This is a genomic window from Lysobacter sp. A289 (assembly GCF_054072675.1).
In genome coordinates this window covers 1,723,125-1,744,544 of the sequence record NZ_JBSVRN010000001.1, presented here as the reverse complement: position 1 = coordinate 1,744,544, position 21,420 = coordinate 1,723,125, and the positions used below count along the sequence as shown (strand labels likewise).

Below are 21,420 nucleotides of genomic sequence, written 5' to 3'. Positions count from 1 at the left end.
CCGGGATCCATCTGACTGGCCAATGGAGACACTCCATGATGAAGATTCGCCCGCTGTTGTTGCTGTCGATCTCCGCGTGCACGGCAGCCGCCCTGCTGGGCTGTCAACCGCAATCGCCGACTCCGGCGGACACCACGCCGGCCGTCGTCAGCTCTGCGAATACGGCCATCGACGCTCCGGCGGTGAATGAACCGGACCGGCCGATCAGCCGGTTGCACGCACGTGGCAACGAACCGTTCTGGTCGGTAAAGGTCGATGGCGACACGCTGACCTACACCACGCCCGAGATGCAACCGGGCAAGCAGCTGACCGCCGAGCGCAGTGACCACGCCGCAGGTGTCACCTTCAACGGCACCGACGGTGACAAGGCCTTCGTCCTGGACGTCACGGGCGGGCAGTGCCAGGACTCGATGTCGGGCGAAATGTTCGAGTACACGTCTTCGTTCACCTACGGCGACACTGAAATGACCGGCTGCGCAGATGCGGGTTCCGAATGACCCGTAACGCCGATGCCGTCCCATTGCGCTGAGGCGTCGGCCCTGGTTTCGTAGCACTGGTTTCGTAGCCCTGCTTTCGTAGCTGTGTTCCAGTGTCCCGATTCGGGGGCTATCCCAGCGATTCCAGCGCATGGCCTTCGCGGGTCACGCGCAGCACCGAACCTTGTTCGTACCAGTCGCCCAGCACGATCCGCTCGCAGGCGCGGCCGGCAACTTCGCTTGAGTGCACTGCCGGCCGATGGGTGTGGCCGTGGATCATGGTGTCGATGCCGAAGCGGGTGAAGGTTTCCGCGACCGTTGCCGGCGCGACGTCGGTGATGGTCTCCATCGTCCCTTCCGACTTCAGCCCTGACTGGTGCGCCTTGCTGGCCGCTCGCGCCTGCTGCGCGAATGCCAGGCGGGCGGGCAATGGCTGGGACAGAAATTGCGCCTGCCACGCCGGGTTGCGGGTATGGGCGCGGAACTGCTGGTAGGCGAGATCATCGGTGCACAGGGTGTCGCCATGCAACAACAGGGTGGGGCGGCCATATAGCACCACCACACTGGGGTCGGGCAGGATCGCCATACCGGCATGTCGCGCATAATCGTTGCCCAGCAGGAAATCGCGGTTGCCGTGCATGAACGCCACCGGGGTTCCCGCCGCGCTCACCGCCTGCAGCTCGCGGGCGACGAAGGCGCCGGTATCGGACGGATCGTCGTCACCGACCCAGGCTTCAAACAGGTCGCCGAGGATATACAACGCGTCGGCGCCGGCGGCTTCCTCGCGCAGGAAACGGCCGAACAGCTCGGTGATCTGCGGTCGCTCGGCGTCGAGGTGGAGGTCGGAGATGAAGAGCGTGGTCATTGCGGCATTGTAGTGGGCGAAACCGTCCGTCCCGCACGGTCGGCAGCGGCAGCGGCTAAAATCGACGGACACCTACCTGGAGTTGTCCCGCATGAGCTGCCGCACCCGCTTCGCCCCCAGCCCGACTGGTTACCTGCACATCGGCGGGGCACGTACTGCGTTGTACTGCTGGCTGGAGGCGCGTCGTCGCGGTGGCGAGTTCATCCTGCGGATCGAGGACACCGATCGCGAGCGCAGCACCCAGGCCGCAATCGACGCCATCCTGCAGGCGATGCAATGGCTGGGGCTGGATTTTGATGAAGGCCCGATCTACCAGACCCATCGGCTGGAGCGTTACCGCGAGGTGGCCGAGCAATTGGTCGCCTCCGGTCACGCGTATTACGCCTACGAGACCAAGGCCGAGTTGGAGGCCATGCGCGAGGCCCTGGTCGCCGCCAATGAGAAGCCGCGCTACAACGGCGCCTACCGCGACCAGGACGCGGGCTACCGCGAGGATCCCAACCGGGTCATCCGCTTCAGGAATCCGCGCGATGGCGTGGTCGCCTGGGACGACAAGGTCAAGGGCCGGATCGAGATCAGCAACACCGAGTTGGATGACCTGGTGATATTCCGTCCAGATGGTTACGCGACCTACAACTTCGCCGTCGTGGTGGACGATCTCGACATGGGCATCACCGATGTCGTGCGCGGCGATGACCACGTCAACAACACCCCGCGCCAGATCAACATCTACCAGGCCCTCGGTGCGACGGTGCCGCACTTCGCCCACCTGCCGATGATCCTGGATCCGGAAGGCGCCAAGCTGTCCAAGCGCACCGGCGCGGCGGATGTCATCGAGTATCGCGATGCCGGCTACCTGCCGCACGCGTTGCTCAACTACCTGGCGCGCCTGGGTTGGTCGCACGGCGACCAGGAGATCTTCTCGATCGACGAGATGAAGTCGCTGTTCGATCTCAAGGATGTCCACTCCAAGCCCGCACGGCTGGATCCGGCCAAGCTGGGCTGGCTCAACCAGCAATACCTCAAGAGCGACGACCCGGTCGCCGTCGGCAAGCACCTGCAATGGCACCTGCAACAACAGGGGTTCGACCTGGACAAAGGGCCGGCGGCGGCCGATATCGTGGTGGCCCTGCGCGACCGCGTGCAAACCCTGAAGGAGATGGCCGAGCGCGCCGCGGTCTGGTTTGGTCCGCTGCTCGAATACGACGAAGCCGCAGTCGCCAAACACCTCAAGCCGGCGGCGCGTGCACCTTTGGCCGGTGCGCGTGAACGGCTCGCCGCGTTGCCGGAATGGACCGCCGACAATGTTGGCGTCGCCCTGCACGAGACCGCCGCCGCATTGGAGCTGGGCATGGGCAAGGTTGCCCAGCCGCTACGGGTGGCGATCACCGGCACCCAGGTCAGCCCGGATATCTCGCACACGGTGTACCTGGCCGGACAGGTCGAGGCGCTGAAGCGGATCGATGCGGCCCTTGATAAAGTGGCGGTCGAGACCTAGATCATGCAGCAACGAAAGGTCATATGAGGTTCTGGCCATGACCCGCGCCCACGTCTGCACCGATCCAAAACACCACGTCCACGATGGCGATGCCTTCGTGCGCGAGGTCGAGCGTGTCTGCGCGCAACGCAACCTGCGCCTGACGCCGCTGCGGGCAAGCGCGTTGCGCCTGATCGCCGACGCCGGCCGGCCCATGAAGGCTTACGAGCTGCTCGACCAGATGAAGGTGACCCATGACGCCGCCGCACCGCCGACGGTCTATCGTGCGCTGGACTTCCTGTTCGAGCACGGCTTCATCCACAAGCTGTCCTCGATCAACGCCTTTGTCGGCTGCCATCACCCTGGTGGCGAGCAACACGCGGTGCCATTCCTGATCTGCGACAACTGCCAGTCCGCCACCGAGCTGGAAGACGACTCCATCGTGGAGGCATTGGAAAAGCGTGCCCGCGCCCTGGGCTTCCTGCCCCGCGCACAGACCCTGGAAGTCCACGGCCTGTGCGCCCAGTGCGCCAGGGAAGCGGCGTAGCTGCGTTCAGAAGAACGCGCGCACGCCAAACGCGATACCTCGGCCGGGCAGCGGCGACAGGTCCTTCAGGAACGAGGTGTGCGGGCGTGCTTCCTCGTCGAGCAGGTTGCTGCCGTCCAGGAAGATCTCCCATGCGTTGCCATGCGCGGTGTCCACGTGCCAGGCCAGGTGCGCGTCGACCAGGGTGTAGCCCGGCGTGGCGGTTTCATCCGCAGCCACGTGATCCTGCTTCATGTAACGCACGGCACCCACGGAGGCGCGCCACGGACCCTGGTCCCAGCGAAGCTCGCTGCCGACGCGGGCCGGGGCGATGCGTGGCAGGTTGCCGTCCAGTGCGATCCGGGCGGAGTGCCCATGGACGTGTTCGCCGTGGAATACGCGCAGATCGACATCGCGGCTGCCGCCCTCGTCCAGCTCGCCACGCACGATGTCGCCAAACACGCGAAGGTCCCATGCACCGCTGGCGTTGTCGGCCAGCATGACCGTCGCTTCGGCCTCCATTCCGTGGAAGCGCGCATCCGCCTGGTTCCACAGGTGGACGGTGGTGCCGCCATCGGTCAGCGTCGTGCCCGGATCGCGCAACGACTCCAGCGTGCTCAGGTAGATGAAATCGTCGTACTGGATCGTGTAGGCGGCCAGGCCCAGTTGCACGCGTTCGCCGTGCCAGCGGAAGCCGAGCTCGAGCCGGTTCGCGGTTTCCACCTCAAGGGCGTCATCGCCGATCTCGATCGTGCCGGTCGCCACGTGCAAGCCGTTGGAGTAGAGCTCCTCGGCGGTCGGTACGCGTTGCGCGCGATCCAGGCCCATCGACAGGTGGAACGTGTCGTTGACCTCCCACTTCACCGCAGCCGACGCGCTTTGGGCCTCGAACTTACGAGAGGTGCGCCGTTCCGGCGCCAAGGCCTGCGCGGCGGAATCAATCCGGTTGCGGTCGTGGCGGGCACCAAGCTCCAGCTTGACCGGGCCGAAGTTGCGCTCGCCGATCCAGAACAGGCCGGTGTCGCGACCCTCGGTGGCCGGAACGAAGGCCTCTGCGCCTACCGCGTTGAAGTCGCGCTCCGACAGCTGCACTCCGAACGCGCCACGCCATGCGCCCCATGGCTTGTGTACCAGCTCCAGGCGCGCTTCCTTGCTGGTGTTGTCGAATACCGTTCCGACATCGTGGCCTTCGAATTCGGTATGGGTGTACTCGGTATTGGCGAACTTCAGCCGCAACGACTCGAACATGCCGACCTCGTCCAGGCCGGCCCGCAGCTCCGAGCGGCGCTGGTCCATGACGATGCGGACGGCGTCTTCGCCGTGCTCATCTTCGTCATGCGCGTCATGATCGTGCCCGTGGTCATGACCGTCGTCAGCGCCGTGGGAATGGCCCGGCACGCCGTAGCGCGTGTTGAACAGCGATTGGCCGATACCGATGAAGCCGCGCTCGCCGATCCATGACACGCCCAATGCGCCGCTGTCGGTACGTACGGCGCTGTTGGGCAGGGTGCCGGCAGTGGACGGGTCCGGGGTTTCGCCTTCCTCGGCCAGTTGGCGCGCACTTTCGGGGAAGCCGGGAATGTCGTAGTCGCCGGTCTCGCGATGCAGCGCGTCGACATGAAACACCAGATTTCCCGATGCCGACGTGCCGTCCAGCCGCAGCATCCCGGTCTTCTCGTCATTGACGCTGCCGGCGCGCAGTTCGGCGCGGCCCTGCAGCGGTGCGGTGGTGACCGTCTCGGGGATGCGGCCGTCGATCACATTGACCGCCCCGCCGATGGCGCCGCTGCCGTAAAGCAGGGTGGAAGGGCCTTTCAGGACTTCGATCTGCTCGGCGAGGAATGGCTCGATACTGACGGCATGATCGGCACTGAGGGTCGATACATCGCCGGCGCCAAGCCCATCGCTGAGAACCTGGACCCGGGCGCCATCGAAGCCGCGGATGATCGGCCGGCCGACGCCGGGGCCAAAGTAGGACGACTGCACGCCGGGGAGCTTGTTCACCGTTTCCCCCAGAGAGTTGGCCTTGGCGGCATCAAGTCGCTCACCGGCCAATATCTCCACGGGGTGAACCAGATCCTCGGCGGTGGCGGGCAGCAGGTTGGCGCGTACTTTCACGGCGCTCAGGTCGGTCGGCTGGTGGTCGTGGGGGGGCACGCTGGGCGGCTCGGCGGCGAACGCCGGCAGGGCGATGGCCAGCGCGGCAACCAGTGGCAGCTGACGGGGGAACGAGCGTTTGGGCATAAGAATCGGCTACAGTGGCGTGGACGGAGAGTCGTAATGTTATAGTATAACAATGCGAACTCATCCCCCATAGGTCACGGTCCCCATGTCTCCACAAACCCGCCGCACACTCGATCGCCTCGGCGCTTACGGCTCAATCCTGTGCGCCATCCATTGCGCACTGTTACCGGTGGTGATCGCCTTGTTGCCCGCGTTGGGGCTGATCAGCATGGGCAACGACCGCTTTGAACAGGCATTCGTGGTCTTTGCAACATTGTTGGGGCTGTTCAGCCTGATCCAGGGTTATCGACGCCATGGCGTCGTCCGTGCGTTGGGGTTGTTGATCCCCGGCTTGCTGGTGCTGTGGCTGGCGGTGTTGTACGCGCCGCTGCACCACAGCCTGGTTCCGCACGCGATCGCAATGACCTTTGGCGGCACCCTGGTCGGGTTGGCACATGTGGCCAATCTGCGGCTGAACCACAGTCACGTCCACGACGCCAGCTGCGCGCATTGACGGTTCGCTGGCGATAATCGGCGTGTTACGCTACGCAGCTTCCCGCTGCCACGTGCGGCCTGGTGCTCCGCGCCGGCGCCCGCGCCTCATGGGCGGGTTTATCGCTAGTTTTCCATCTATACATCCGGGAGCAACATCATGGGCAAGGGCGACCGTAAAACCGCCAAGGGCAAGCGCTTCAACTCCAGCTACGGCAACTCCCGCTCGGCCGTAACCAAGGCCACCGGCACCGCCGCCGCGCCAGTGGTGAAGAAGTCCGCTGCCAGCAAGGCTGTCAGCAAGGCCGCAACGAAGAAAGTCGTGGCCAAGAAGACCGTCTCCAAGGAGTAAGCATCGGCGCATTGCCGGTGTGACTGAAAAGCCCCGCATTGCGGGGCTTTTTCATGGGCGGGGAAAGGGTGGGCGCGGGCTCATGCAAGTGCCGCTACCATCGCCTGCTCCAGCGACTGGGCCGGATCGCTGCGGATTGCCGCCAAGGCGTGACGGTCCCAATCGCAATGTAGGCGGCCCTCCACCAGCAGCACGGCGCGGTCGATGAAACGCTCGGCGACATCCAGTGAGTGGGTGGACAGCAGCACGGTCGTACCGTGTTCGCGGGTCAACGTCTGCAGGTGCTGCTTGAGCGTCCACGCACTCGGCGGATCCAGTCCGTTCAGCGGTTCATCCAATACCAGCAGGGGCGGCTCGCCGAGCAGGCCCAGCGTGATGCCGAGCTTCTGCCTGGTTCCCAGCGAGTACTGACCTATGGGTCGGTCGAGTACTGGCGATAGTTTGAATGCATCGGCGAGCAGTACGCTTGCCTCCGGAATGCCGTCCAGTCCACGCGTAGCTGAGAACAGCCGCAGGGCTTCGCGGCCGGTCAGCAACGTCGGCAGGAGGGTCGGATCGATTGCGAAGCCGAGCTGCGACTTCGCGCGTCGAGGGTCAAGGGCCATGTCGATGCCGTCGACCAGCACCTGGCCGGTAGTCGGTGCCTGCCCGCCGACCAGGCATTGCAGCAAGGTGCTCTTGCCCGAGCCATTGGGCCCAATCAAGGCTACGAATTCGCCGCATGGAAGCTGCAGGTTGATGTCGTGCAGCACCGGCTGTCGCGGATGGTAACCAAAGTGCAACCGATTGAGCTGCAGGGCCGGAGACCGGTCGGAGGACGTGTTTGTCATCGTGTATGAATCCTCGAATCCCGGAACAATCGCCACGCCGCCGGTAGCGCAGGAATGGCCACCAATACGACCAACACCGACCAGCCGACCAGCAACATCCACGAGTGCGCCGCCCCGGAGACCAGCACGCCGCATGTCGACGCACACGCACAGGCGAACAGTGGATAACGCCGCGTCGCGCGACGTTGACGCGATGGATCTGCGGGAGTTGCGCGCAACAAGGTGCTAGCCGATGCCGCAATCCGAACCCACGCGCGCAGCACCAGTCCAAGCCAGGTGGCGGATAACAGGAATACCAGCAGCCCCAACAGGAGCAGCGGTGACGCGCCCACGGGGAGCAATATCAATGCCGCGCATGCCGGCATGGCGCTTGCGCCGGTCCGCCAGCGGAGCCGCACCTCGCGCCGCTGCCAGTCGGACAGGTGTGGCAACTGACGGTCCTGCAACCACTCGGTGTTGAAAAATGCCCGGCGGGTACGGACATGGACGTGAGCGAACCCGGCAATGACCGTGTGTGGTCGACGTAACACAACGACCAGCGCCCCAGTGGCGCCAAGGACAACCGCCAGCGCAGCGCAACTGCTGGCAAAGCCGATACCGCCATGCGCACCCAGCGCGATGAGTGCGCTCAGGGCCAATGCCAGTGCCAGCAGGTAGAGCGCCGTGACGGTGCCGGCGACGATGCACAACGCAATCACTACGCTGCGGGGATCGATGGGCATCGCCGCCCACCATCCTTGGTGCAGTCGCGCGGCAACGGCCTGCAGTCGCGCGTTGACCAGCACATAGCAGCCGATGCCGACGATCAATGCGCACAGCAGCGGCCAGTTCAGCAGTGGCGTCAACAGAGACTGGCTTGCGGCGGCAAAAGAGGTGTCGTTGGCGCGGGGCCAGCCGGCGCCCAGCGCGGTGGCAAACCCCAGTCCCAACCCGATCAGCGCTACCGGTATCCACACCGACGTCAGCCGGCGACGCAGGATGATCGCAGACTCGGCAAACCAGGGGTGCCACGAAGGGATCAGGGACGACATGCGGGCTTGGATCACAGGGAACCGGGCGGCTTGGAAAGCGACTCGAGTCCGCCGGTCACGTCAGTCGTATCCCGCCGGCATGGACGGTTTGCGCCAGGTCGCCGCCGAGCCAATACCCCAGCTCGGAAGGATGGTTGATCCGCCATTGCACGAAGTCCGCCCGGGCACCGACTTCCAGCACGCCGCGATCGTGCAGGCCCAGCGCGCGCGCCGCGTGCACGGTGGCGCCGCGCAGTGCCTGCTCCGGTGTCAGCCGGAAGTGGGTGCAGGCTAGTTGCATCGCCTGGCGCAGCGACATCAGCGGCGAGGTGCCGGGGTTGCAGTCGGTGGCGACGGCCATGGCCACGGCATGCTCGCGAAGGGCATCCAGCGGCGGCAGGGTGGTCTCGCGCAGTACATGGAACGCGCCCGGGAGCAGCACCGCGACGGCGCCGGCATCCGCCATCGCACGGATGCCGGCGTCACTGCTGTGCTCAATATGGTCGGCCGACAAGCCACCGAACTCGGCCACCAGTCCGGCACCGCCCAGGTCGCTCAGCTGGTCGGCGTGCAGTTTGACCGACAGGCCGAGCGCGCGCGCAGCCTTGAACACGCGGCGAGTCTGTTCCGGGTTGAAACCGATGCCTTCGCAGAATGCATCGACCGCGTCGACCAGGCCCTCGGCGTGCAACTGCGGCATCCACTCGATCACCGCGTCGATGTAGTCATCGCTGCGGCCCTTGAACTCCGGCGGCAACGCATGAGCGGCGAGATAAGTGGTGCGCACGGTGATGCCCAGGATGTCGCCGATCTGCCGTGCAACCCGCAACATCTTGCGTTCGTTGTCGAAGTCCAGGCCGTAGCCGGATTTGATCTCCACGGTGGTCGCGCCATCGGCCAGCAATGCGCGCGCGCGCGGCAACGATTGTCTTAACAGCTCGGCTTCGTCGGCCTCTCGCACCGCGCGCACGGTGGACAGGATGCCGCCGCCTGCCTGGGCGATCTCCTGGTAGCTGGCACCCTGCAGGCGCTGCTCGAATTCGCGCGCGCGGTCACCGGCAAATACCAGGTGGGTGTGGCAATCGACCAGGCCGGGGGTGATCCAGCCATCGGCCCGGACGACCTCCCGTGCCAGCAGCGATGGCTCGCTTGGCAGGTCGCTGACCGCACCGGCATAGGTGATGAGACCGTCCTTCCAACCCAGTGCGCCGTCGGTGATCTCGCCGTAACCGGTGTCGCCAACCAGGGTCGCCAACGAGGCGCCAATCATCAGTACATCCCATCGAGAGTCGGGGTCGGTGTGGTCATCGGGGCGGAGGCGTGCGTGCGGCGTTGTGTGATGTGTGCTCATGGCCCCATTGTAAGGAGACCGCCGGCGGTCGCCAGATCGGTGTCGACGCGCCACAATCGGGGCATGAGAACGATTCCAAACGCCAGAATTTGGCACCCCGATGGTTGGCGGGATGGCGTCAAGCTCGACGTCGACATACACGGCCACATCACCCGCAGGCAACACGGCGGTACCACCGACCAGCGCGTGTTGCCGGGAGTTGCCAACCTGCATTCGCACGCGTTCCAGCGTGCGATGGCGGGCATGGCCGAGCGCCAGACCAACCCCGATGACTCGTTCTGGACCTGGCGCGAGGCGATGTATCGCTTCGCCGGCCGCTTCACGCCCGAAGCGCTGCACGCGGTGGCGGCGCAGTTGTACAGCGAGATGCTGGAAGCGGGTTACACCACGGTTTGCGAGTTCCACTACCTGCACCACGCGCCCGATGGCAAGCCCTATGCGGACCCTGCGGCGATGTCGCGTGCGTTGATCGCCGCGGCGCACGACGTGGGCATCCGCATGACCCTGCTGCCAGTGCTGTACATGACCGGTGGCTTTGACGGACGCGCACTCGATGCACGGCAGAAGCGGTTTGGCCACGACGTGGAAAGCTACCTGCGGCTACTCGACACCTTGCGTACCGAGCAGAACTCCATGCTGAAGGTCGGCTGCGCGTTGCACAGCTTGCGCGCGGTGCCGGAGCAGGCGATGAAAGAGGTCATCGCGGCATTGCCGGGTGACAGCCGCATCCACATCCATATTGCCGAGCAGACCGCGGAGGTCGACGAGTGCCTGCAGCTGCGCGGCGCGCGGCCGGTGCAATGGCTGCTCGACCATGCCGGCGTCGACCGGCGCTGGACCCTGGTGCATGCGACCCACCTGGACGACGCCGAGTTGGCTGGCATCGCTGAATCGGGCGCCACCGTTGCACTGTGTCCGACCACCGAGGCGAACCTCGGCGACGGGCTGTTCCGGCTGGCCGACTACATCGGCGCCGGAGGCCGCTGGGGCATCGGGTCGGACTCCAACATCTCGGTATCGCCGGTCGAGGAGCTGCGTTGGCTGGAGTACGGCCAGAGGTTGTCCACGCGGCGGCGCAATATCGCCGTGACCAGCGCGTCCCCGAGCGTGGGTGAAACCCTGGTGCATGGCGCGGCCGCCAGCGCCGCCGACTCGACCGGCCATGCGATCGGCCGCCTGGCCGAGGGTGAGTTTGCCGACGCGGTGGTGCTGGACGTCGGCGCGCCGCAATTTATCGGTGCCCGGGACGAGGACGCGATTGATCGATGGGTGTTTGCCGGCAACCGCCCGCTGGTGCGCGAGACCTGGGTGGACGGTCGATGCGTGGTCGAGAACGGTCGTCACTTCCATGCCGACGCCATCCTTTCGCATTGCCGAAGCGAAATCGAGCAGATGCTCGCCGACGCTTGACTCGCGGGCCGGGCAGGTCGGTCAGGCGGAGGCAAACAGGTCGACGCGCGGCAGCACCCCTTCCAACTCCAGCAGGAACTGCTTGGTCGGCAGGCCACCGCCGAAGCCGGTCAGGCTGCCGTCGGCGCCGATCACGCGGTGGCAGGGCAGTACGATCGGCAGCGGGTTGCGGCCATTGGCTCCGCCGACGGCACGCATGGCCGTCGGCCGGCCGACGCGGCCAGCGAGTTGCGCGTAGCTGACGGTCTCGCCGTAGGGAATCGTCGCCAGGGTGAACCAGACTTCACGTTGGAATTCCGTGCCGCGTGGTGCCAGCGGCAGGTCGAAGCGCTCGCGTTCGCCGCGGAAGTACTCGTCCAGTTGCGCATGCGTTGCGTCGAGTACCGCATGCTCGCCTTCCGTCCAATCGTCGCTGCGCTTGATGTGATGGCGCGATTGCTGGAACTCGACCAGTCGCAGGCCGTCGTCGTCGGCGGCCAGCAGCAGCGGGCCGACCGGGCTGTCGATGGTGGTGTAGGTGGTCATGGGAGGGCTCCGGGTTCGGGCACGGTGTCGCGCCACAGGTGGATCACCGAGTACGCGCGCCAGGGACGCCACGCCTCGGCGCGCGCGAGCAGCTTGCGGGCGGTCAGCGGCGTCGCATCATCGCTGGCCACGCGGCGCAGGATCAGGTCCTCGGCGGGGAACGCATCGGGGTGGCCGAGCGCACGCATCGCGATGTAGTGCGCGGTCCACGGCCCGATGCCCGGTAGCGCGACCCAGCGTGCGACGAAATCCTCCAACGTGCGTTCGGGCCGGAAGTCCACCCGGCCATCAAGCAGCGCGCGAGCCAGGTTGCGGATCGTTTCAGCACGCGCGCGGGTGACGCCGATCGTTGACAGGTCGGCATCGGCCAAGGCTTCGGCGGTCGGGAAGACGTGCTCCAGACCCGGTGCGAACGGCGCGTCCAGCGGCTGCCCGTACCGGTGCGCCAATCGCGTGGCCAGCGTGCGTGCCGCGGCCACGCTGACCTGCTGTCCGAGCACCGCGCGCACCGCGATCTCGAAGCCATCCCAGCCGCTGGGCAGGCGCAGGCCGGGACGTTTGTGCAGCAATGGCCGCAGCTTCGGATCGGCCGACAAGGTGGTGGCAATGGTCTGCGGGTCGGCGTCCAGATCGAACATCCGCCGCAGCCGCGCGACGATCGACAGCAGCCGCGTCGAACCCACGCCGTGTACCTGCAGTCGCAACGCGTGGGCGCCACCCGGCCAGGCGCTGATCCGCAGCCAGCCCGGCGGCGCCAGAGGGGTGTCGTCGGGCGGCGCGATCACCCGTGCATAACTGTCGCCATCGACCACTTCCACGCCGGGCAGCGCGCGGGTGCCGAGGAACGCCAGCATCGACGCGAAATCGTAGGGCGGGCGGTAGCCCAGTCGCAAGGTCAGTACCTGACTTTCATTGTTGTTGTCGCTGTCACGCGGAAGCTTGCGCAGCTCGCGTGGCGCCATCCGGTAAGCCTCGCGGAACGTGGTGTTGAAGCGGCGCAGGCTGCCGAACCCTGCCGCCATCGCGACTTCGGTGACCGGCAGCGTGGTTTCGGTCAGCAGCTGTTTGGCGAACAACAGCCGCCGGGTGGCGTGCACCCCAAGCGGCGCGGCGCCCAGATGCTCGACGAACAAACGCCGCAGTTGCCGCTCGCCCAGACCGACGCGGTCGGCCAGCGTCGCCAGTGGCGCATCGGCCAGCGCGCCCTGCTCGATCAGCCTGAGCGCGCGTGCCACCGTCGCATCGCCACGGTTCCAGCCGTCGTCACCGGGGGATAATTCCGGCCGGCAGCGCAGGCAGGGCCGGAACCCGGCGGATTCCGCCGCCGCGGCACTGCGGTAATAGTTCACGTTTTCGCGCTTGGGGACCGGTGCCGGGCACACCGGCCGGCAATAGATCCCGGTGCTGGTGACGGCGGTGAAGAACAGTCCGTCGAAACGCGCGTCGCGGCTTAGTCGTGCCTGCTCGCAGACGCGTACGTCAGGCGTGCCTGGCGCTTCGGCGATGGCGGTGGGGATTACGTCAGCATTGGGCGAGGACATGGGTGCAGGCTAGCACCGGCCCGGGCGTCAAACTCGCCGGATTCGGACATCAATACTGGCGGGCGGCAGGCTTCAATGTGCTCATGGCGTCATCGTCGGCATCGTTTTTTGCGGGCGCCACGTCGATGAGTTCCATCAACAAGGGATACACGTCGATATTGTCGAATGCCGGCACCTGTGCGCCTTCCAGGAATGCCGGGCCGCGGGCGATGAAAATCGCGCGCATCGATGGCAGTGCCGGGTCGAATCCGTGCGAGCCGCGGGTTCCTGCATCTTTGCGGCTGGCAATCCATTCGGTCCGAAGCGCATCCCAGCCTTCCTCCATCTGGCAGACAATCGGTGGGATGCGTGGATGGGTGCCGTAGTGCCAGCGCGCCGGCAGGTCGGCCTTGCGCCAGCACTGATAATGCGGATGCGTGCCCAACAGTTGTGCCTCGGCCATCGCGGTGCGCCCGGGCAAGGGTGCAAAACCAACCGATTGGCCTGCGGTCACCATCGTCGCGTCGGCCGGGTCCACCATGTCCTCGATGGCCACGTGCTGGTCCGGCGGTACCGCTGCCATGCCGTGGTCGGACACCACCATCAGGTTGACCTGGGAAGCCAGTCCGCGCGCGGCCAGGCCGTCGAGCAGCCGGCCGATCTGCGCGTCGACCTCGCGGATCGCTTCGTGGACTTCCGGCGAGTCCGGCCCGTGCCGATGGCCGGCGCTGTCCACGGCTTCGAAATACAGCGTGACAAAGCGCGGACGGGAGGATGCCGGCTTCGCCAGCCAACCCAGCACCGTGTCGACCCGCACGTCCATTGCCAGATCCGAGTCGAACGGCAACCATTGCGTCGCCTGCACGCCGGTGATGGGCGCCTCGCTACCGGGCCAGAACAACGTCGCGGCAGGTAGCCCCGCATTCTCGGTCGATACCCAGGCCGGCACGCCGTCATCCCACCAGCGTCCGTCGCTGACTGCTTCCCGATTGCCGAGGCTGAAATCCCCCAGCGTCGCGTCATGCATCGTGTTGTGGACAATGCCGTGATGGTCCGGGCGCAGGCCGGTGACGATCGAGTAATGGTTCGGGAAGGTCAGGCTGGGGTAGGACGGGTTCATCCATTCCGCCTGGACGCCTTCGCCCGCCAACCGGGTCAGGTTCGGCGTGATGCCCAGTTCCAGGTAATCGGCGCGGAAGCCGTCGATCGAGACCAGCACGACCGTGGCTGGCGGAGCGATGGCCGGCTCATCGGGACGCGTGGCCTGCGAGCCGGGGAACGTGCCGCAAGCCACCAGTGACAGGGCAGAAAGAGTGAGCAGGACGGCTCGTGCCGCCGATTTGATCGAATGCATGAGTCAATCCTAGCGATGCGATGTTGCAACTCGAAGTGCCGAAAGACTGAAAACCCCATGAATATGGTTCGTGCCATACCCGCATACACAACACGGCGGGCGTAGGGTAAAGGTTGATCCAGCCCCTCTGGCAACCTCGTGGTGACATCATGAAAATCCTGGCCCTGATTGTATTGATCGCCCTGCCGGTCTGCGTCGCACAGGCCGGTGAACCCGTACCTGCCAGCGCTCAAGCCGTGGCGGCGCAGGCCGAAGTGAGCGAGCGTGATGCCCGCCACAATTGCATGCGATATACCGGCAGCCATATTGTCCGGAGCAGAACCGGGCGTGCTGAGCGCGTAGCGCGTGCCGATGACACGGGTCGTGCGGATGCGGATCACGAGCAGATGGATCACGAGCAGATGGATCATCAGCGCGTCGCCTCGCTCGAGCCGGAGGATTGCGTGAATGCCAATGGCCGTGTCTATAGCCGCTCCGACCTGAGCCGCACCGGTGAGGTGGATCTTGCCGATGCACTGCGCAAGCTCGACCCCGCCATCCGCTGACCCCAGCACGCAGAAAAACGGACTTCGTTACTCGGCGCCAGCGCCCGGCCGCCTGTCGGGTGCGGTGCGATAATGGGACTTTCCGTCTTCGTACAGGAAGTTGCCGATGTCCACCCCAGCAGCTCACACGCGTGTCGACCCCAGCCGTGTCATCCGTGCCCCACGCGGCAACCAGCTCACCTGCAAGTCGTGGCTGACCGAAGCCCCATACCGGATGCTGCAGAACAACCTGGACGCAGAGGTCGCCGAGAACCCGACCGAACTGGTGGTCTACGGCGGCATCGGCCGCGCCGCGCGCGACTGGGAGTCGTACGACGCGATTCTGGAATCGCTGCGGAACCTTGAAGACGACGAGACCCTGTTGGTGCAATCCGGCAAGCCGGTCGGCATCTTCCGCACCCACCCCGACGCCCCGCGCGTGTTGATCGCCAACTCCAATCTCGTCCCGCACTGGGCGACCTGGGAGCACTTCAACGAGCTCGATAAGAAGGGCCTGATGATGTACGGCCAGATGACTGCTGGCAGCTGGATCTACATCGGTAGCCAGGGCATCGTCCAGGGCACCTACGAGACCTTCGTCGAGATGGGTCGCCAACATTACGACGGCGATCTCAAGGGTAAGTGGATCCTGACCGCCGGCCTGGGCGGCATGGGCGGCGCGCAGCCGCTGGCGGCCAGCCTGGCCGGCGCCTGCAGCCTCAACATCGAGTGCCAGCAAAGCCGCATCGACATGCGCCTGAAGACCCGCTACGTCGACGAGCAGGCGAGCGACCTGGATGACGCGCTGGCCCGTATCGCCAAGTACACCGCCGCCGGCGAAGCCAAGTCGATTGCGTTGCTGGGCAACGCCGCGGAGATCCTGCCGCAGCTGATTGAGCGCGGCGTGCACCCCGACGCCGTCACCGACCAGACCAGCGCCCACGACCCCGTGCACGGCTACCTGCCGATCGGCTGGAGCGTGGAGCAGTGGCTCACCGGGCAGAAGCAGAACCCCGAGAAAGTCCGCGACGCCGCCAAGCAATCCATGCGTGTCCACGTCGAAGCGATGCTCGCATTCGAGAAGATGGGCATCCCCACCTTCGACTACGGCAACAACATCCGCCAGATGGCGTTTGACGAAGGCTGCACGAACGCCTTCGACTTCCCCGGTTTCGTGCCCGCCTACGTGCGCCCGCTGTTCTGCAAGGGCATCGGCCCGTTCCGCTGGGTGGCGCTGTCCGGCGACCCCGAGGACATCTACAAGACCGACGCCAAGGTCAAGGAACTGATCCCCGACGACGCCCACCTGCACAACTGGCTGGACATGGCCCGCGACCGGATCGAGTTCCAGGGCCTGCCCGCGCGCATCTGCTGGGTCGGCCTTGGCCTGCGCGACAAGCTCGGCCTGGCGTTCAACGAGATGGTGCGCAACGGCGAGCTGAAAGCGCCGGTGGTGATTGGCCGCGACCACCTCGACAGCGGCTCGGTGGCGTCACCCAACCGCGAGACCGAGTCGATGATGGACGGCAGCGACGCCGTGTCCGATTGGCCACTGCTCAACGCCATGCTCAACGTGGCTGGCGGCGCGACCTGGGTCAGCCTGCACCACGGCGGTGGCGTCGGCATGGGCTACTCGCAACACAGCGGCATCGTCATCGTCTGCGATGGCAGCGAGGCCGCCGACAAGCGCATCGCCCGTGTGTTGTGGAACGACCCGGCCACCGGCGTGATGAGGCATGCGGACGCGGGTTATGAGATCGCGAAGGCGTGTGCGAAGGAGCAGGGGTTGAAGCTGCCGATGGCTAAGTAGTAAGCGCTAAGATCACCTCGGCATCGATCCGATGCCCGAAAACCGGTTTGGGGAGAAGCACATGAACGCACCTGTCATGACGCGTCCGGCCTGGTTCTGGGTCGTGGCCGTGCTGGCGTTGCTGTGGAACCTGTTTGGCTTGGCGATGTTCTACCTGCAGTACACGATGACACCTGACCAGTTGGCGCAGTTGCCCGAGGCCCAACGCAGCCTGCAGGAGGGATTCCCCGACTGGCTGTGGGCGCTCAACTGCGCGGCCGTCGTCGCGGGCACGCTGGGCTCGATCCTGCTGATGATGGGCAGGCGGCTGGCGCTGCCGGTGTTCTGGGTGTCGCTGGTCGCGGTGGTAGTGCTGTTCGGCTATTGCCTGTTTCCCGGCCGCATGCTCGAGGTGCTGGGCGCCGCTCAGTCGCTGCCGATGCCGATCCTGGTCACCGTGATTGCCATATTGCTGATCTGGTTCGCGCGCTGGTCGATCGCGCGCGGCTGGCTGGCATAAGAAGCTCCGATGAACCGGGGCGGGCTTTCAGGAAAGTAAGCCTGCCCCGGGTTTTGCCATCGACGAGGCCGGGCGCGCGGGATCAGCGCGACCCCAGCTCCACGACCGGTTGGAACCCGCCATAGATCATCCGCGCGCCGTCGAACGGCATCGGGTTGGTCTCCGGATCCATCCGCGGGTCTTTCATCATCTTCTCCATGCCGGCGTCGCGGGTCGGCTTGTCGGGCCATTCGATCCAGGAGAAGACAATCGTCTCGTCTTCCTTGCCCTGCACCGCGCGCTGGAAGTCGGTCTGCTTGCCGGCCGGGACGTCGTCGCCCCAGCACTCGACCACGCGGGTGGCGCCGTATTCCATGAACACCGAATCGCCGGTTTTGGCGTGGTCGATAAATTTCTGCTTGTTCGCGGTCGGAACCGCGATGACGAAGCCGTCGATGTAGGACATGTCGTGTCTCCTTCTTTGCGGGGGGTGTCGTTAAACGACGAACGACGGGGCGGGAAATCGACACCCGTCAGTACCGGCAGGCCAGTTTGCCGGATGGTCATGCTGGCGCAGACATGGCGACGGTCCGTTCCATCCGGGGCTGTGCCAATCCAGACCGACCGTTCTAAGCTGGGCCATTCCAGACATTGACCAGGAGTCGCCGTGCCCGACCTGTCCGCCTTCCCGATCACCCGCCGTTGGCCGGCGCAACATCCCGAGCGCATCCAGCTGTACTCGCTCAATACGCCCAACGGGGTGAAGGCCTCGATCATGCTCGAGGAGACCGGGCTGGCGTACGAGCCGCATCTGGTCGACATCATGCAGGACGAGAGCCACACGCCGGAGTTCCTGTCGCTCAACCCCAACGGCAAGATCCCCGCGATCATCGATCCGGATGGGCCGGGCGGGGAGCCGCTGGGATTGTTCGAGTCCGGCGCGATCCTGCTGTACCTGGCCGACAAGACCGGCCGTTTCATCCCTGCCGATCCGGCGAGGCGCTGGGAGACCATCCAGTGGGTGTTCTTCCAGATGGCGTCGATCGGTCCGATGTTCGGCCAGCTCGGGTTCTTCAGCAAGTACGCCGGCAAGGACATCGAGGATCCGCGCCCACTGCAACGCTACGTCGACGAATCCAGGCGCCTGCTCGGCGTGCTCGATGCGCGACTCGACGGCCGTACGTGGCTGATGGGTGACGACTACACCATCGCCGACATCGCGACCCTGGGCTGGGTGAACAACCTGATCACGTTCTACGAGGCGCGCGAGCTGGTCGGCTATGACGGCTTTGCCCATGTCGATGCCTGGTTGCAGCGTGGACTGGCGCGCCCGGCCGTCCAGCGTGGGCTTGCGATCCCGTCGCGCGAGGAATAAGGCAGGTCTGCGTGGCGATGCCGGATCGTCCCTAGGGGCGCCGGGGTTTCGTGCGCTTGCGCGGGCGGGTCTTGCCGCTGGCCCTGCGGGCTGCGGTGGGTGCTTCCAGCACGCCATCCTCCTGCAATTGCTCCATCCACGACAGCGCATCGACGTAGCCGATGAAGTGCTGCAGATAGCCCGGTGAGGCGTCGTGCATCAGACGCATCGCGCGGTGGAGCAGGGCGCTGGAATGCAGTGGGCCGGCATCCTCGGGGACCGCAGCCAGGGATCGGCGCAGTTGGCTGTCGGTGCGGACGCGATTCCACAGTTGCTGGAACTCGGCCAATACCGGTAGCGCTGCGTGGGTCGGCGGTGCCGAGGCTGCCGCGTGGTCCGGTTTGGGAAGCGGTTCGGCGGATCCGCGAGTCGCGTCGATATGGTCGAGCAATGCGCGCAGCGGGCTGGGTGCCGGGACGTCGGCGCTTTCTCCCGGGCCCACGTGGTCGGCACCTTGCGCGCGCCGGGCGTTGAGCTGCGTGCGGACGTCGGTCGCCTTACCCGGCATCGGGCGCTGAGCTCGTTTCGGACCGGGGAATCGGGGCGATTTCCACGCGGCGGTTCTTCGCCCGCCCGGCTTCGTCGGCGTTGGAGCTGACCGGTTGCTCGGCCCCGAATGCGGCGGCGAACACCGATGAGGCCGGTACGCCATCGGCGATCAGGCTGCGGGTAACGGTCATGGCGCGCGCGGCGGACAGTTCCAGGTTGTCGGCGAAGCGGCGGTTGCTGCCCAGCACCGGCCGGTCATCGGTGAAGCCGCTCACCATCAGGATCTCATCGCGCGATTGCAGGTAGTCCGACAGCGGCGCGGCAATACTCCGCAGGATGTCGCGGCCTTTGGGCTGGAGCTGGTCGGAGTTGAGCGCGAACAGCACGCTGCCGCTGATCCCGATGCGGCCGTTGATGACGGTGACACGACCGGTAGCCAACGGTGCGGCAAGGGCCTGCTCCAGGGTCTTTAGCCGTTGTGCTTCGGCCTGGCGTTGCCTGACCGCTTCGTCCAGTTGGTTGGACAGCTGCAACTGCACGCCGATGACGCCGGCCAGGATAAGCACGAACGCACCCAGCAGCACCGACATCAGGTCCCCAAACGCGGCCCAGGTGGTCGAGGTGGATTCGTCATCCAGTTCGATCTCGTCGCTCATCCGGCTTACGCCTCGGCCGCGATGCGCGAGGCGGCAAGGTGTTGCAGCTCGCCGATGATCTGCTTCTGCGACAGCAGGCTCAGGTCGACGACCTCCCGCGCCTGGGCGACGTAGTAGGCCAGTTGCTCGTCGCTGCGGGTCATCGACTTGTCGAGTGCGGTCTCGATGTGCTGCAGGCGCTCGGCCAGGGCGTCGGTCGACGTGCCGAACACCTGCACTGCCGCGCCGAAGGCATCGCCGAGGTTGGCCACTTCGACCGCGCCGGCGCTGACACGCGCCGCCGCGGTGGACTGCTCGGTGGAGGCGTGGTTGACGGCATTCAGCAACGTTTCAAGCGAGCCCAGCAGACGGGTGCGCTCTTCGACCATCCCGCCGAACGCGTCGGCCCATTGCACCAGCCGCTGCTGGTCGCGGGACTCCATCTGCGTTTGCAGCTCCGCATGTGCTTGCTGCAGGACGTTGACGAGCGCGCCGGCACGATCATCGAAGTTTGTCGCGGCGTTGGCCAGCGCCTGCTCGTTGCGGGCCGCGAGCTGTTCGTTGAGGGTTTGCTGGCGTGCCAGCGTGCCGCCCAGATCAGCGATGAGGGTGTTGTTGGCTTGCTGCTGCTCGGCCACGGCGGCGGTCCAGTGCTCGGCGGCGGCGCTGGTCACTGTCTCGATGCCGGTCGACAGTCCGTCCAGTTGCTGCTGTACCGCCTGGCTGACCTGGGTATGCAGTGATGCGGTTTCGCGCGCGAGGCCGGCCATCGTGGTTGCCACCACCGGTTGCAGCGCGGCAACGACGGCTTGGGCGTTGTCGCTGACGCCGGTCTTCAGGGACTGCTCCAGCGAGGAGGCCAGGCGCACATGGGACGCCTCGGCGCGGGCGTGGAATTCCTGTTGCTGGGTGGCCAGCCGTTCGCTGGCGGTGAGGTTGTGCTGCTCAAGGCTGGTCATCATCGACTGCAGCCGGTCGACCAGTGTTGGCATCAACGCGGTCTGTTGTTGCAGCAGTTGGAAGGCTTCGTCACGCCGCCAGGCTTGTGAGTGCGGGCGCAGGGTGGTCGCGATTTCCACGTCGAGCTGCTGCACCGCCTGCAGCCGTTCGCGCCGGCACAACGCGGACAACAGGCCAAGCATTGCCGAGCTGGCCACGCCAGCGATCGAGGTGCCGAACGCAAACGCCAAGCCCTTTACCGGTGCGCCCAGGGAGCCGCGGATCGCCTCCAGATCACTCGCGCTTTCCAGCGCCAGGCCAGTGCCGCGGAGGGTCGCCATCATTCCCATCAGCGTGCCAAGCATGCCCAGCAGCACCAGCAGGCCGACCAGATACGGTGTCAACGCCGGCCCGGGTAGCGGCACGCGCTCACCTTCAATCCGCAGCCGCACCGCATTGCGCAGGCTTGGATCCAGACGGCCGAGCCAGTCGCCGAGTTCGGACACGGCGCTGGCGGCGTCTGCCATCGCGCGTGTCAGCGTGGCACTGGCGTGGCGGTAGCGATGCAACTCCAGCGCGCCGGCGAGGTAACCGGCGCCGATCATCACGGTGACCCCGACCCCGAGCAGGTTGGTGCCGACATAACCCGCACCGATCCAGCCCACGGCGAGCAGACCGAGCAGGAACACGACAAACAGAAGGACATTTTTGGGCATTGGG

The 21,420-nt window shown here is 66.0% G+C and carries 22 protein-coding genes; 10 read left to right on the top strand and 12 right to left on the bottom strand.

What is annotated here, in order from left to right; all coding sequences use genetic code 11:
* Positions 1-35 precede the first annotated feature (35 nt).
* On the top strand, positions 36-497 hold the full coding sequence (locus ACW5DN_RS08035) for a COG3650 family protein (protein WP_456962189.1): 462 nt from the start codon (positions 36-38) through the stop codon (positions 495-497).
* A 109-nt stretch (positions 498-606) separates the two neighbouring features.
* On the opposite strand, the gene lpxH is transcribed toward ACW5DN_RS08035, so the two are convergent.
* Positions 607-1,341 (bottom strand): UDP-2,3-diacylglucosamine diphosphatase, encoded by a 735-nt coding sequence (lpxH, locus tag ACW5DN_RS08030; protein ID WP_456962188.1) that lies wholly within the window; start codon positions 1,339-1,341, stop codon positions 607-609.
* Positions 1,342-1,432: 91 nt separating this feature from the next.
* On the opposite strand from lpxH, the gene gltX reads away from it, so the two are divergent.
* Complete coding sequence (gene gltX, locus ACW5DN_RS08025) at positions 1,433-2,839, top strand: glutamate--tRNA ligase (protein ID WP_456962187.1); 1,407 nt, start codon at positions 1,433-1,435, stop codon at positions 2,837-2,839.
* Between the two features lie 37 nt (positions 2,840-2,876).
* Positions 2,877-3,365 carry a transcriptional repressor gene (locus tag ACW5DN_RS08020; RefSeq protein ID WP_456962186.1) on the top strand — a complete coding sequence of 163 codons (489 nt, stop codon included), beginning with the start codon at positions 2,877-2,879 and terminating at the stop codon, positions 3,363-3,365.
* Positions 3,366-3,371: 6 nt separating this feature from the next.
* Here ACW5DN_RS08020 and ACW5DN_RS08015 read toward each other — a convergent pair whose 3' ends face one another.
* The gene (locus ACW5DN_RS08015) at positions 3,372-5,588 is read right to left on the bottom strand and encodes a TonB-dependent receptor domain-containing protein (protein ID WP_456962185.1); all 2,217 of its coding nucleotides are present in this window, start codon (positions 5,586-5,588) and stop codon (positions 3,372-3,374) included.
* Between the two features lie 85 nt (positions 5,589-5,673).
* Between ACW5DN_RS08015 and ACW5DN_RS08010 the strand changes: the two genes are divergently transcribed.
* Together ACW5DN_RS08010 and ACW5DN_RS08005 are read left to right on the top strand one after the other, a co-directional pair.
* The gene (locus ACW5DN_RS08010) at positions 5,674-6,081 is read left to right on the top strand and encodes a MerC domain-containing protein (protein WP_456962184.1); all 408 of its coding nucleotides are present in this window, start codon (positions 5,674-5,676) and stop codon (positions 6,079-6,081) included.
* Positions 6,082-6,219: 138 nt separating this feature from the next.
* On the top strand, positions 6,220-6,411 hold the full coding sequence (locus ACW5DN_RS08005; protein WP_456962183.1) for a 30S ribosomal protein THX: 192 nt from the start codon (positions 6,220-6,222) through the stop codon (positions 6,409-6,411).
* Positions 6,412-6,491: 80 nt separating this feature from the next.
* Here the strand turns inward: ACW5DN_RS08005 and ACW5DN_RS08000 are convergent, their stop codons facing one another.
* The 3 genes from ACW5DN_RS08000 to hutI are packed head-to-tail and all read right to left on the bottom strand — an operon-like array spanning position 6,492 to position 9,521.
* Positions 6,492-7,241 (bottom strand): ABC transporter ATP-binding protein, encoded by a 750-nt coding sequence (locus tag ACW5DN_RS08000; RefSeq protein WP_456962182.1) that lies wholly within the window; start codon positions 7,239-7,241, stop codon positions 6,492-6,494.
* On the bottom strand, positions 7,238-8,272 hold the full coding sequence (locus ACW5DN_RS07995; RefSeq protein ID WP_456962181.1) for a hypothetical protein: 1,035 nt from the start codon (positions 8,270-8,272) through the stop codon (positions 7,238-7,240). The genes ACW5DN_RS08000 and ACW5DN_RS07995 overlap by 4 nt, the downstream gene beginning before the upstream one ends.
* A gap of 55 nt (positions 8,273-8,327) precedes the next feature.
* Entirely contained in the window at positions 8,328-9,521 is a 1,194-nt protein-coding gene (hutI, locus tag ACW5DN_RS07990) for an imidazolonepropionase (RefSeq protein WP_456962995.1), read from the bottom strand.
* Between the two features lie 144 nt (positions 9,522-9,665).
* On the opposite strand from hutI, the gene ACW5DN_RS07985 reads away from it, so the two are divergent.
* Positions 9,666-11,012: a formimidoylglutamate deiminase gene (locus tag ACW5DN_RS07985; protein ID WP_456962180.1), complete on the top strand. Its 1,347-nt coding sequence runs from the start codon at positions 9,666-9,668 to the stop codon at positions 11,010-11,012.
* A 21-nt stretch (positions 11,013-11,033) separates the two neighbouring features.
* On the opposite strand, the gene ACW5DN_RS07980 is transcribed toward ACW5DN_RS07985, so the two are convergent.
* From ACW5DN_RS07980 to ACW5DN_RS07970, 3 genes are read right to left on the bottom strand one after another with little or no spacing between them, the layout of a single operon-like run.
* Complete coding sequence (locus tag ACW5DN_RS07980; RefSeq protein WP_456962179.1) at positions 11,034-11,537, bottom strand: methylated-DNA--[protein]-cysteine S-methyltransferase; 504 nt, start codon at positions 11,535-11,537, stop codon at positions 11,034-11,036.
* Positions 11,534-13,078, bottom strand: coding sequence for an AlkA N-terminal domain-containing protein (locus ACW5DN_RS07975; RefSeq protein WP_456962178.1), 1,545 nt, complete (start codon positions 13,076-13,078; stop codon positions 11,534-11,536). The genes ACW5DN_RS07980 and ACW5DN_RS07975 overlap by 4 nt, the downstream gene beginning before the upstream one ends.
* Positions 13,079-13,127: 49 nt before the next feature.
* Positions 13,128-14,411, bottom strand: coding sequence for an alkaline phosphatase family protein (locus ACW5DN_RS07970; RefSeq protein ID WP_456962177.1), 1,284 nt, complete (start codon positions 14,409-14,411; stop codon positions 13,128-13,130).
* Positions 14,412-14,560: 149 nt separating this feature from the next.
* Here ACW5DN_RS07970 and ACW5DN_RS07965 point away from each other — a divergent pair, with 149 nt between their 5' ends.
* The 3 genes from ACW5DN_RS07965 to ACW5DN_RS07955 all read left to right on the top strand — a co-directional run bounded on the left by ACW5DN_RS07965 (position 14,561) and on the right by ACW5DN_RS07955 (position 17,244).
* Positions 14,561-14,956 carry a hypothetical protein gene (locus ACW5DN_RS07965; RefSeq protein WP_456962176.1) on the top strand — a complete coding sequence of 132 codons (396 nt, stop codon included), beginning with the start codon at positions 14,561-14,563 and terminating at the stop codon, positions 14,954-14,956.
* A gap of 106 nt (positions 14,957-15,062) precedes the next feature.
* Entirely contained in the window at positions 15,063-16,745 is a 1,683-nt protein-coding gene (hutU, locus tag ACW5DN_RS07960; protein WP_456962175.1) for a urocanate hydratase, read from the top strand.
* A gap of 61 nt (positions 16,746-16,806) precedes the next feature.
* The gene (locus ACW5DN_RS07955; RefSeq protein WP_456962174.1) at positions 16,807-17,244 is read left to right on the top strand and encodes a hypothetical protein; all 438 of its coding nucleotides are present in this window, start codon (positions 16,807-16,809) and stop codon (positions 17,242-17,244) included.
* An 82-nt stretch (positions 17,245-17,326) separates the two neighbouring features.
* On the opposite strand, the gene ACW5DN_RS07950 is transcribed toward ACW5DN_RS07955, so the two are convergent.
* A complete protein-coding gene (locus ACW5DN_RS07950; protein WP_456962173.1) occupies positions 17,327-17,689 on the bottom strand; it encodes a DUF1428 domain-containing protein in 363 nt (120 codons plus the stop codon).
* Between the two features lie 201 nt (positions 17,690-17,890).
* Between ACW5DN_RS07950 and ACW5DN_RS07945 the strand changes: the two genes are divergently transcribed.
* On the top strand, positions 17,891-18,598 hold the full coding sequence (locus ACW5DN_RS07945; protein WP_456962172.1) for a glutathione binding-like protein: 708 nt from the start codon (positions 17,891-17,893) through the stop codon (positions 18,596-18,598).
* A gap of 31 nt (positions 18,599-18,629) precedes the next feature.
* Here the strand turns inward: ACW5DN_RS07945 and ACW5DN_RS07940 are convergent, their stop codons facing one another.
* The 3 genes from ACW5DN_RS07940 to ACW5DN_RS07930 are packed head-to-tail and all read right to left on the bottom strand — an operon-like array spanning position 18,630 to position 21,416.
* Positions 18,630-19,145: a DUF2894 domain-containing protein gene (locus tag ACW5DN_RS07940; RefSeq protein WP_456962171.1), complete on the bottom strand. Its 516-nt coding sequence runs from the start codon at positions 19,143-19,145 to the stop codon at positions 18,630-18,632.
* The gene (locus tag ACW5DN_RS07935; RefSeq protein ID WP_456962170.1) at positions 19,135-19,782 is read right to left on the bottom strand and encodes an OmpA family protein; all 648 of its coding nucleotides are present in this window, start codon (positions 19,780-19,782) and stop codon (positions 19,135-19,137) included. Before ACW5DN_RS07935 ends, ACW5DN_RS07940 begins: the two co-directional genes overlap by 11 nt.
* A gap of 5 nt (positions 19,783-19,787) precedes the next feature.
* Positions 19,788-21,416, bottom strand: coding sequence for a DUF802 domain-containing protein (locus ACW5DN_RS07930; protein ID WP_456962169.1), 1,629 nt, complete (start codon positions 21,414-21,416; stop codon positions 19,788-19,790).
* Between the last annotated feature and the right edge of the window lie 4 nt (positions 21,417-21,420).

Coding starts and splice junctions, on each gene's coding strand:
- ACW5DN_RS07930 (WP_456962169.1), bottom strand. CDS start 21,416: ATGCCCAAAAATGTCCTTCTGTTTGTCGTGTTCCTGCTCGGTCTGCTC.
- hutI (WP_456962995.1), bottom strand. CDS start 9,521: ATGATTGGCGCCTCGTTGGCGACCCTGGTTGGCGACACCGGTTACGGC.
- ACW5DN_RS08010 (WP_456962184.1), top strand. CDS start 5,674: ATGTCTCCACAAACCCGCCGCACACTCGATCGCCTCGGCGCTTACGGC.
- ACW5DN_RS07985 (WP_456962180.1), top strand. CDS start 9,666: ATGAGAACGATTCCAAACGCCAGAATTTGGCACCCCGATGGTTGGCGG.
- ACW5DN_RS07975 (WP_456962178.1), bottom strand. CDS start 13,078: ATGTCCTCGCCCAATGCTGACGTAATCCCCACCGCCATCGCCGAAGCG.
- ACW5DN_RS08000 (WP_456962182.1), bottom strand. CDS start 7,241: ATGACAAACACGTCCTCCGACCGGTCTCCGGCCCTGCAGCTCAATCGG.
- ACW5DN_RS08015 (WP_456962185.1), bottom strand. CDS start 5,588: ATGCCCAAACGCTCGTTCCCCCGTCAGCTGCCACTGGTTGCCGCGCTG.
- ACW5DN_RS07970 (WP_456962177.1), bottom strand. CDS start 14,411: ATGCATTCGATCAAATCGGCGGCACGAGCCGTCCTGCTCACTCTTTCT.
- hutU (WP_456962175.1), top strand. CDS start 15,063: ATGTCCACCCCAGCAGCTCACACGCGTGTCGACCCCAGCCGTGTCATC.
- ACW5DN_RS08035 (WP_456962189.1), top strand. CDS start 36: ATGATGAAGATTCGCCCGCTGTTGTTGCTGTCGATCTCCGCGTGCACG.
- lpxH (WP_456962188.1), bottom strand. CDS start 1,341: ATGACCACGCTCTTCATCTCCGACCTCCACCTCGACGCCGAGCGACCG.
- ACW5DN_RS07935 (WP_456962170.1), bottom strand. CDS start 19,782: ATGAGCGACGAGATCGAACTGGATGACGAATCCACCTCGACCACCTGG.
- ACW5DN_RS08020 (WP_456962186.1), top strand. CDS start 2,877: ATGACCCGCGCCCACGTCTGCACCGATCCAAAACACCACGTCCACGAT.
- ACW5DN_RS07995 (WP_456962181.1), bottom strand. CDS start 8,272: ATGTCGTCCCTGATCCCTTCGTGGCACCCCTGGTTTGCCGAGTCTGCG.
- ACW5DN_RS07940 (WP_456962171.1), bottom strand. CDS start 19,145: ATGCCGGGTAAGGCGACCGACGTCCGCACGCAGCTCAACGCCCGGCGC.
- ACW5DN_RS07965 (WP_456962176.1), top strand. CDS start 14,561: ATGAAAATCCTGGCCCTGATTGTATTGATCGCCCTGCCGGTCTGCGTC.
- ACW5DN_RS08005 (WP_456962183.1), top strand. CDS start 6,220: ATGGGCAAGGGCGACCGTAAAACCGCCAAGGGCAAGCGCTTCAACTCC.
- ACW5DN_RS07950 (WP_456962173.1), bottom strand. CDS start 17,689: ATGTCCTACATCGACGGCTTCGTCATCGCGGTTCCGACCGCGAACAAG.
- ACW5DN_RS07955 (WP_456962174.1), top strand. CDS start 16,807: ATGAACGCACCTGTCATGACGCGTCCGGCCTGGTTCTGGGTCGTGGCC.
- gltX (WP_456962187.1), top strand. CDS start 1,433: ATGAGCTGCCGCACCCGCTTCGCCCCCAGCCCGACTGGTTACCTGCAC.
- ACW5DN_RS07980 (WP_456962179.1), bottom strand. CDS start 11,537: ATGACCACCTACACCACCATCGACAGCCCGGTCGGCCCGCTGCTGCTG.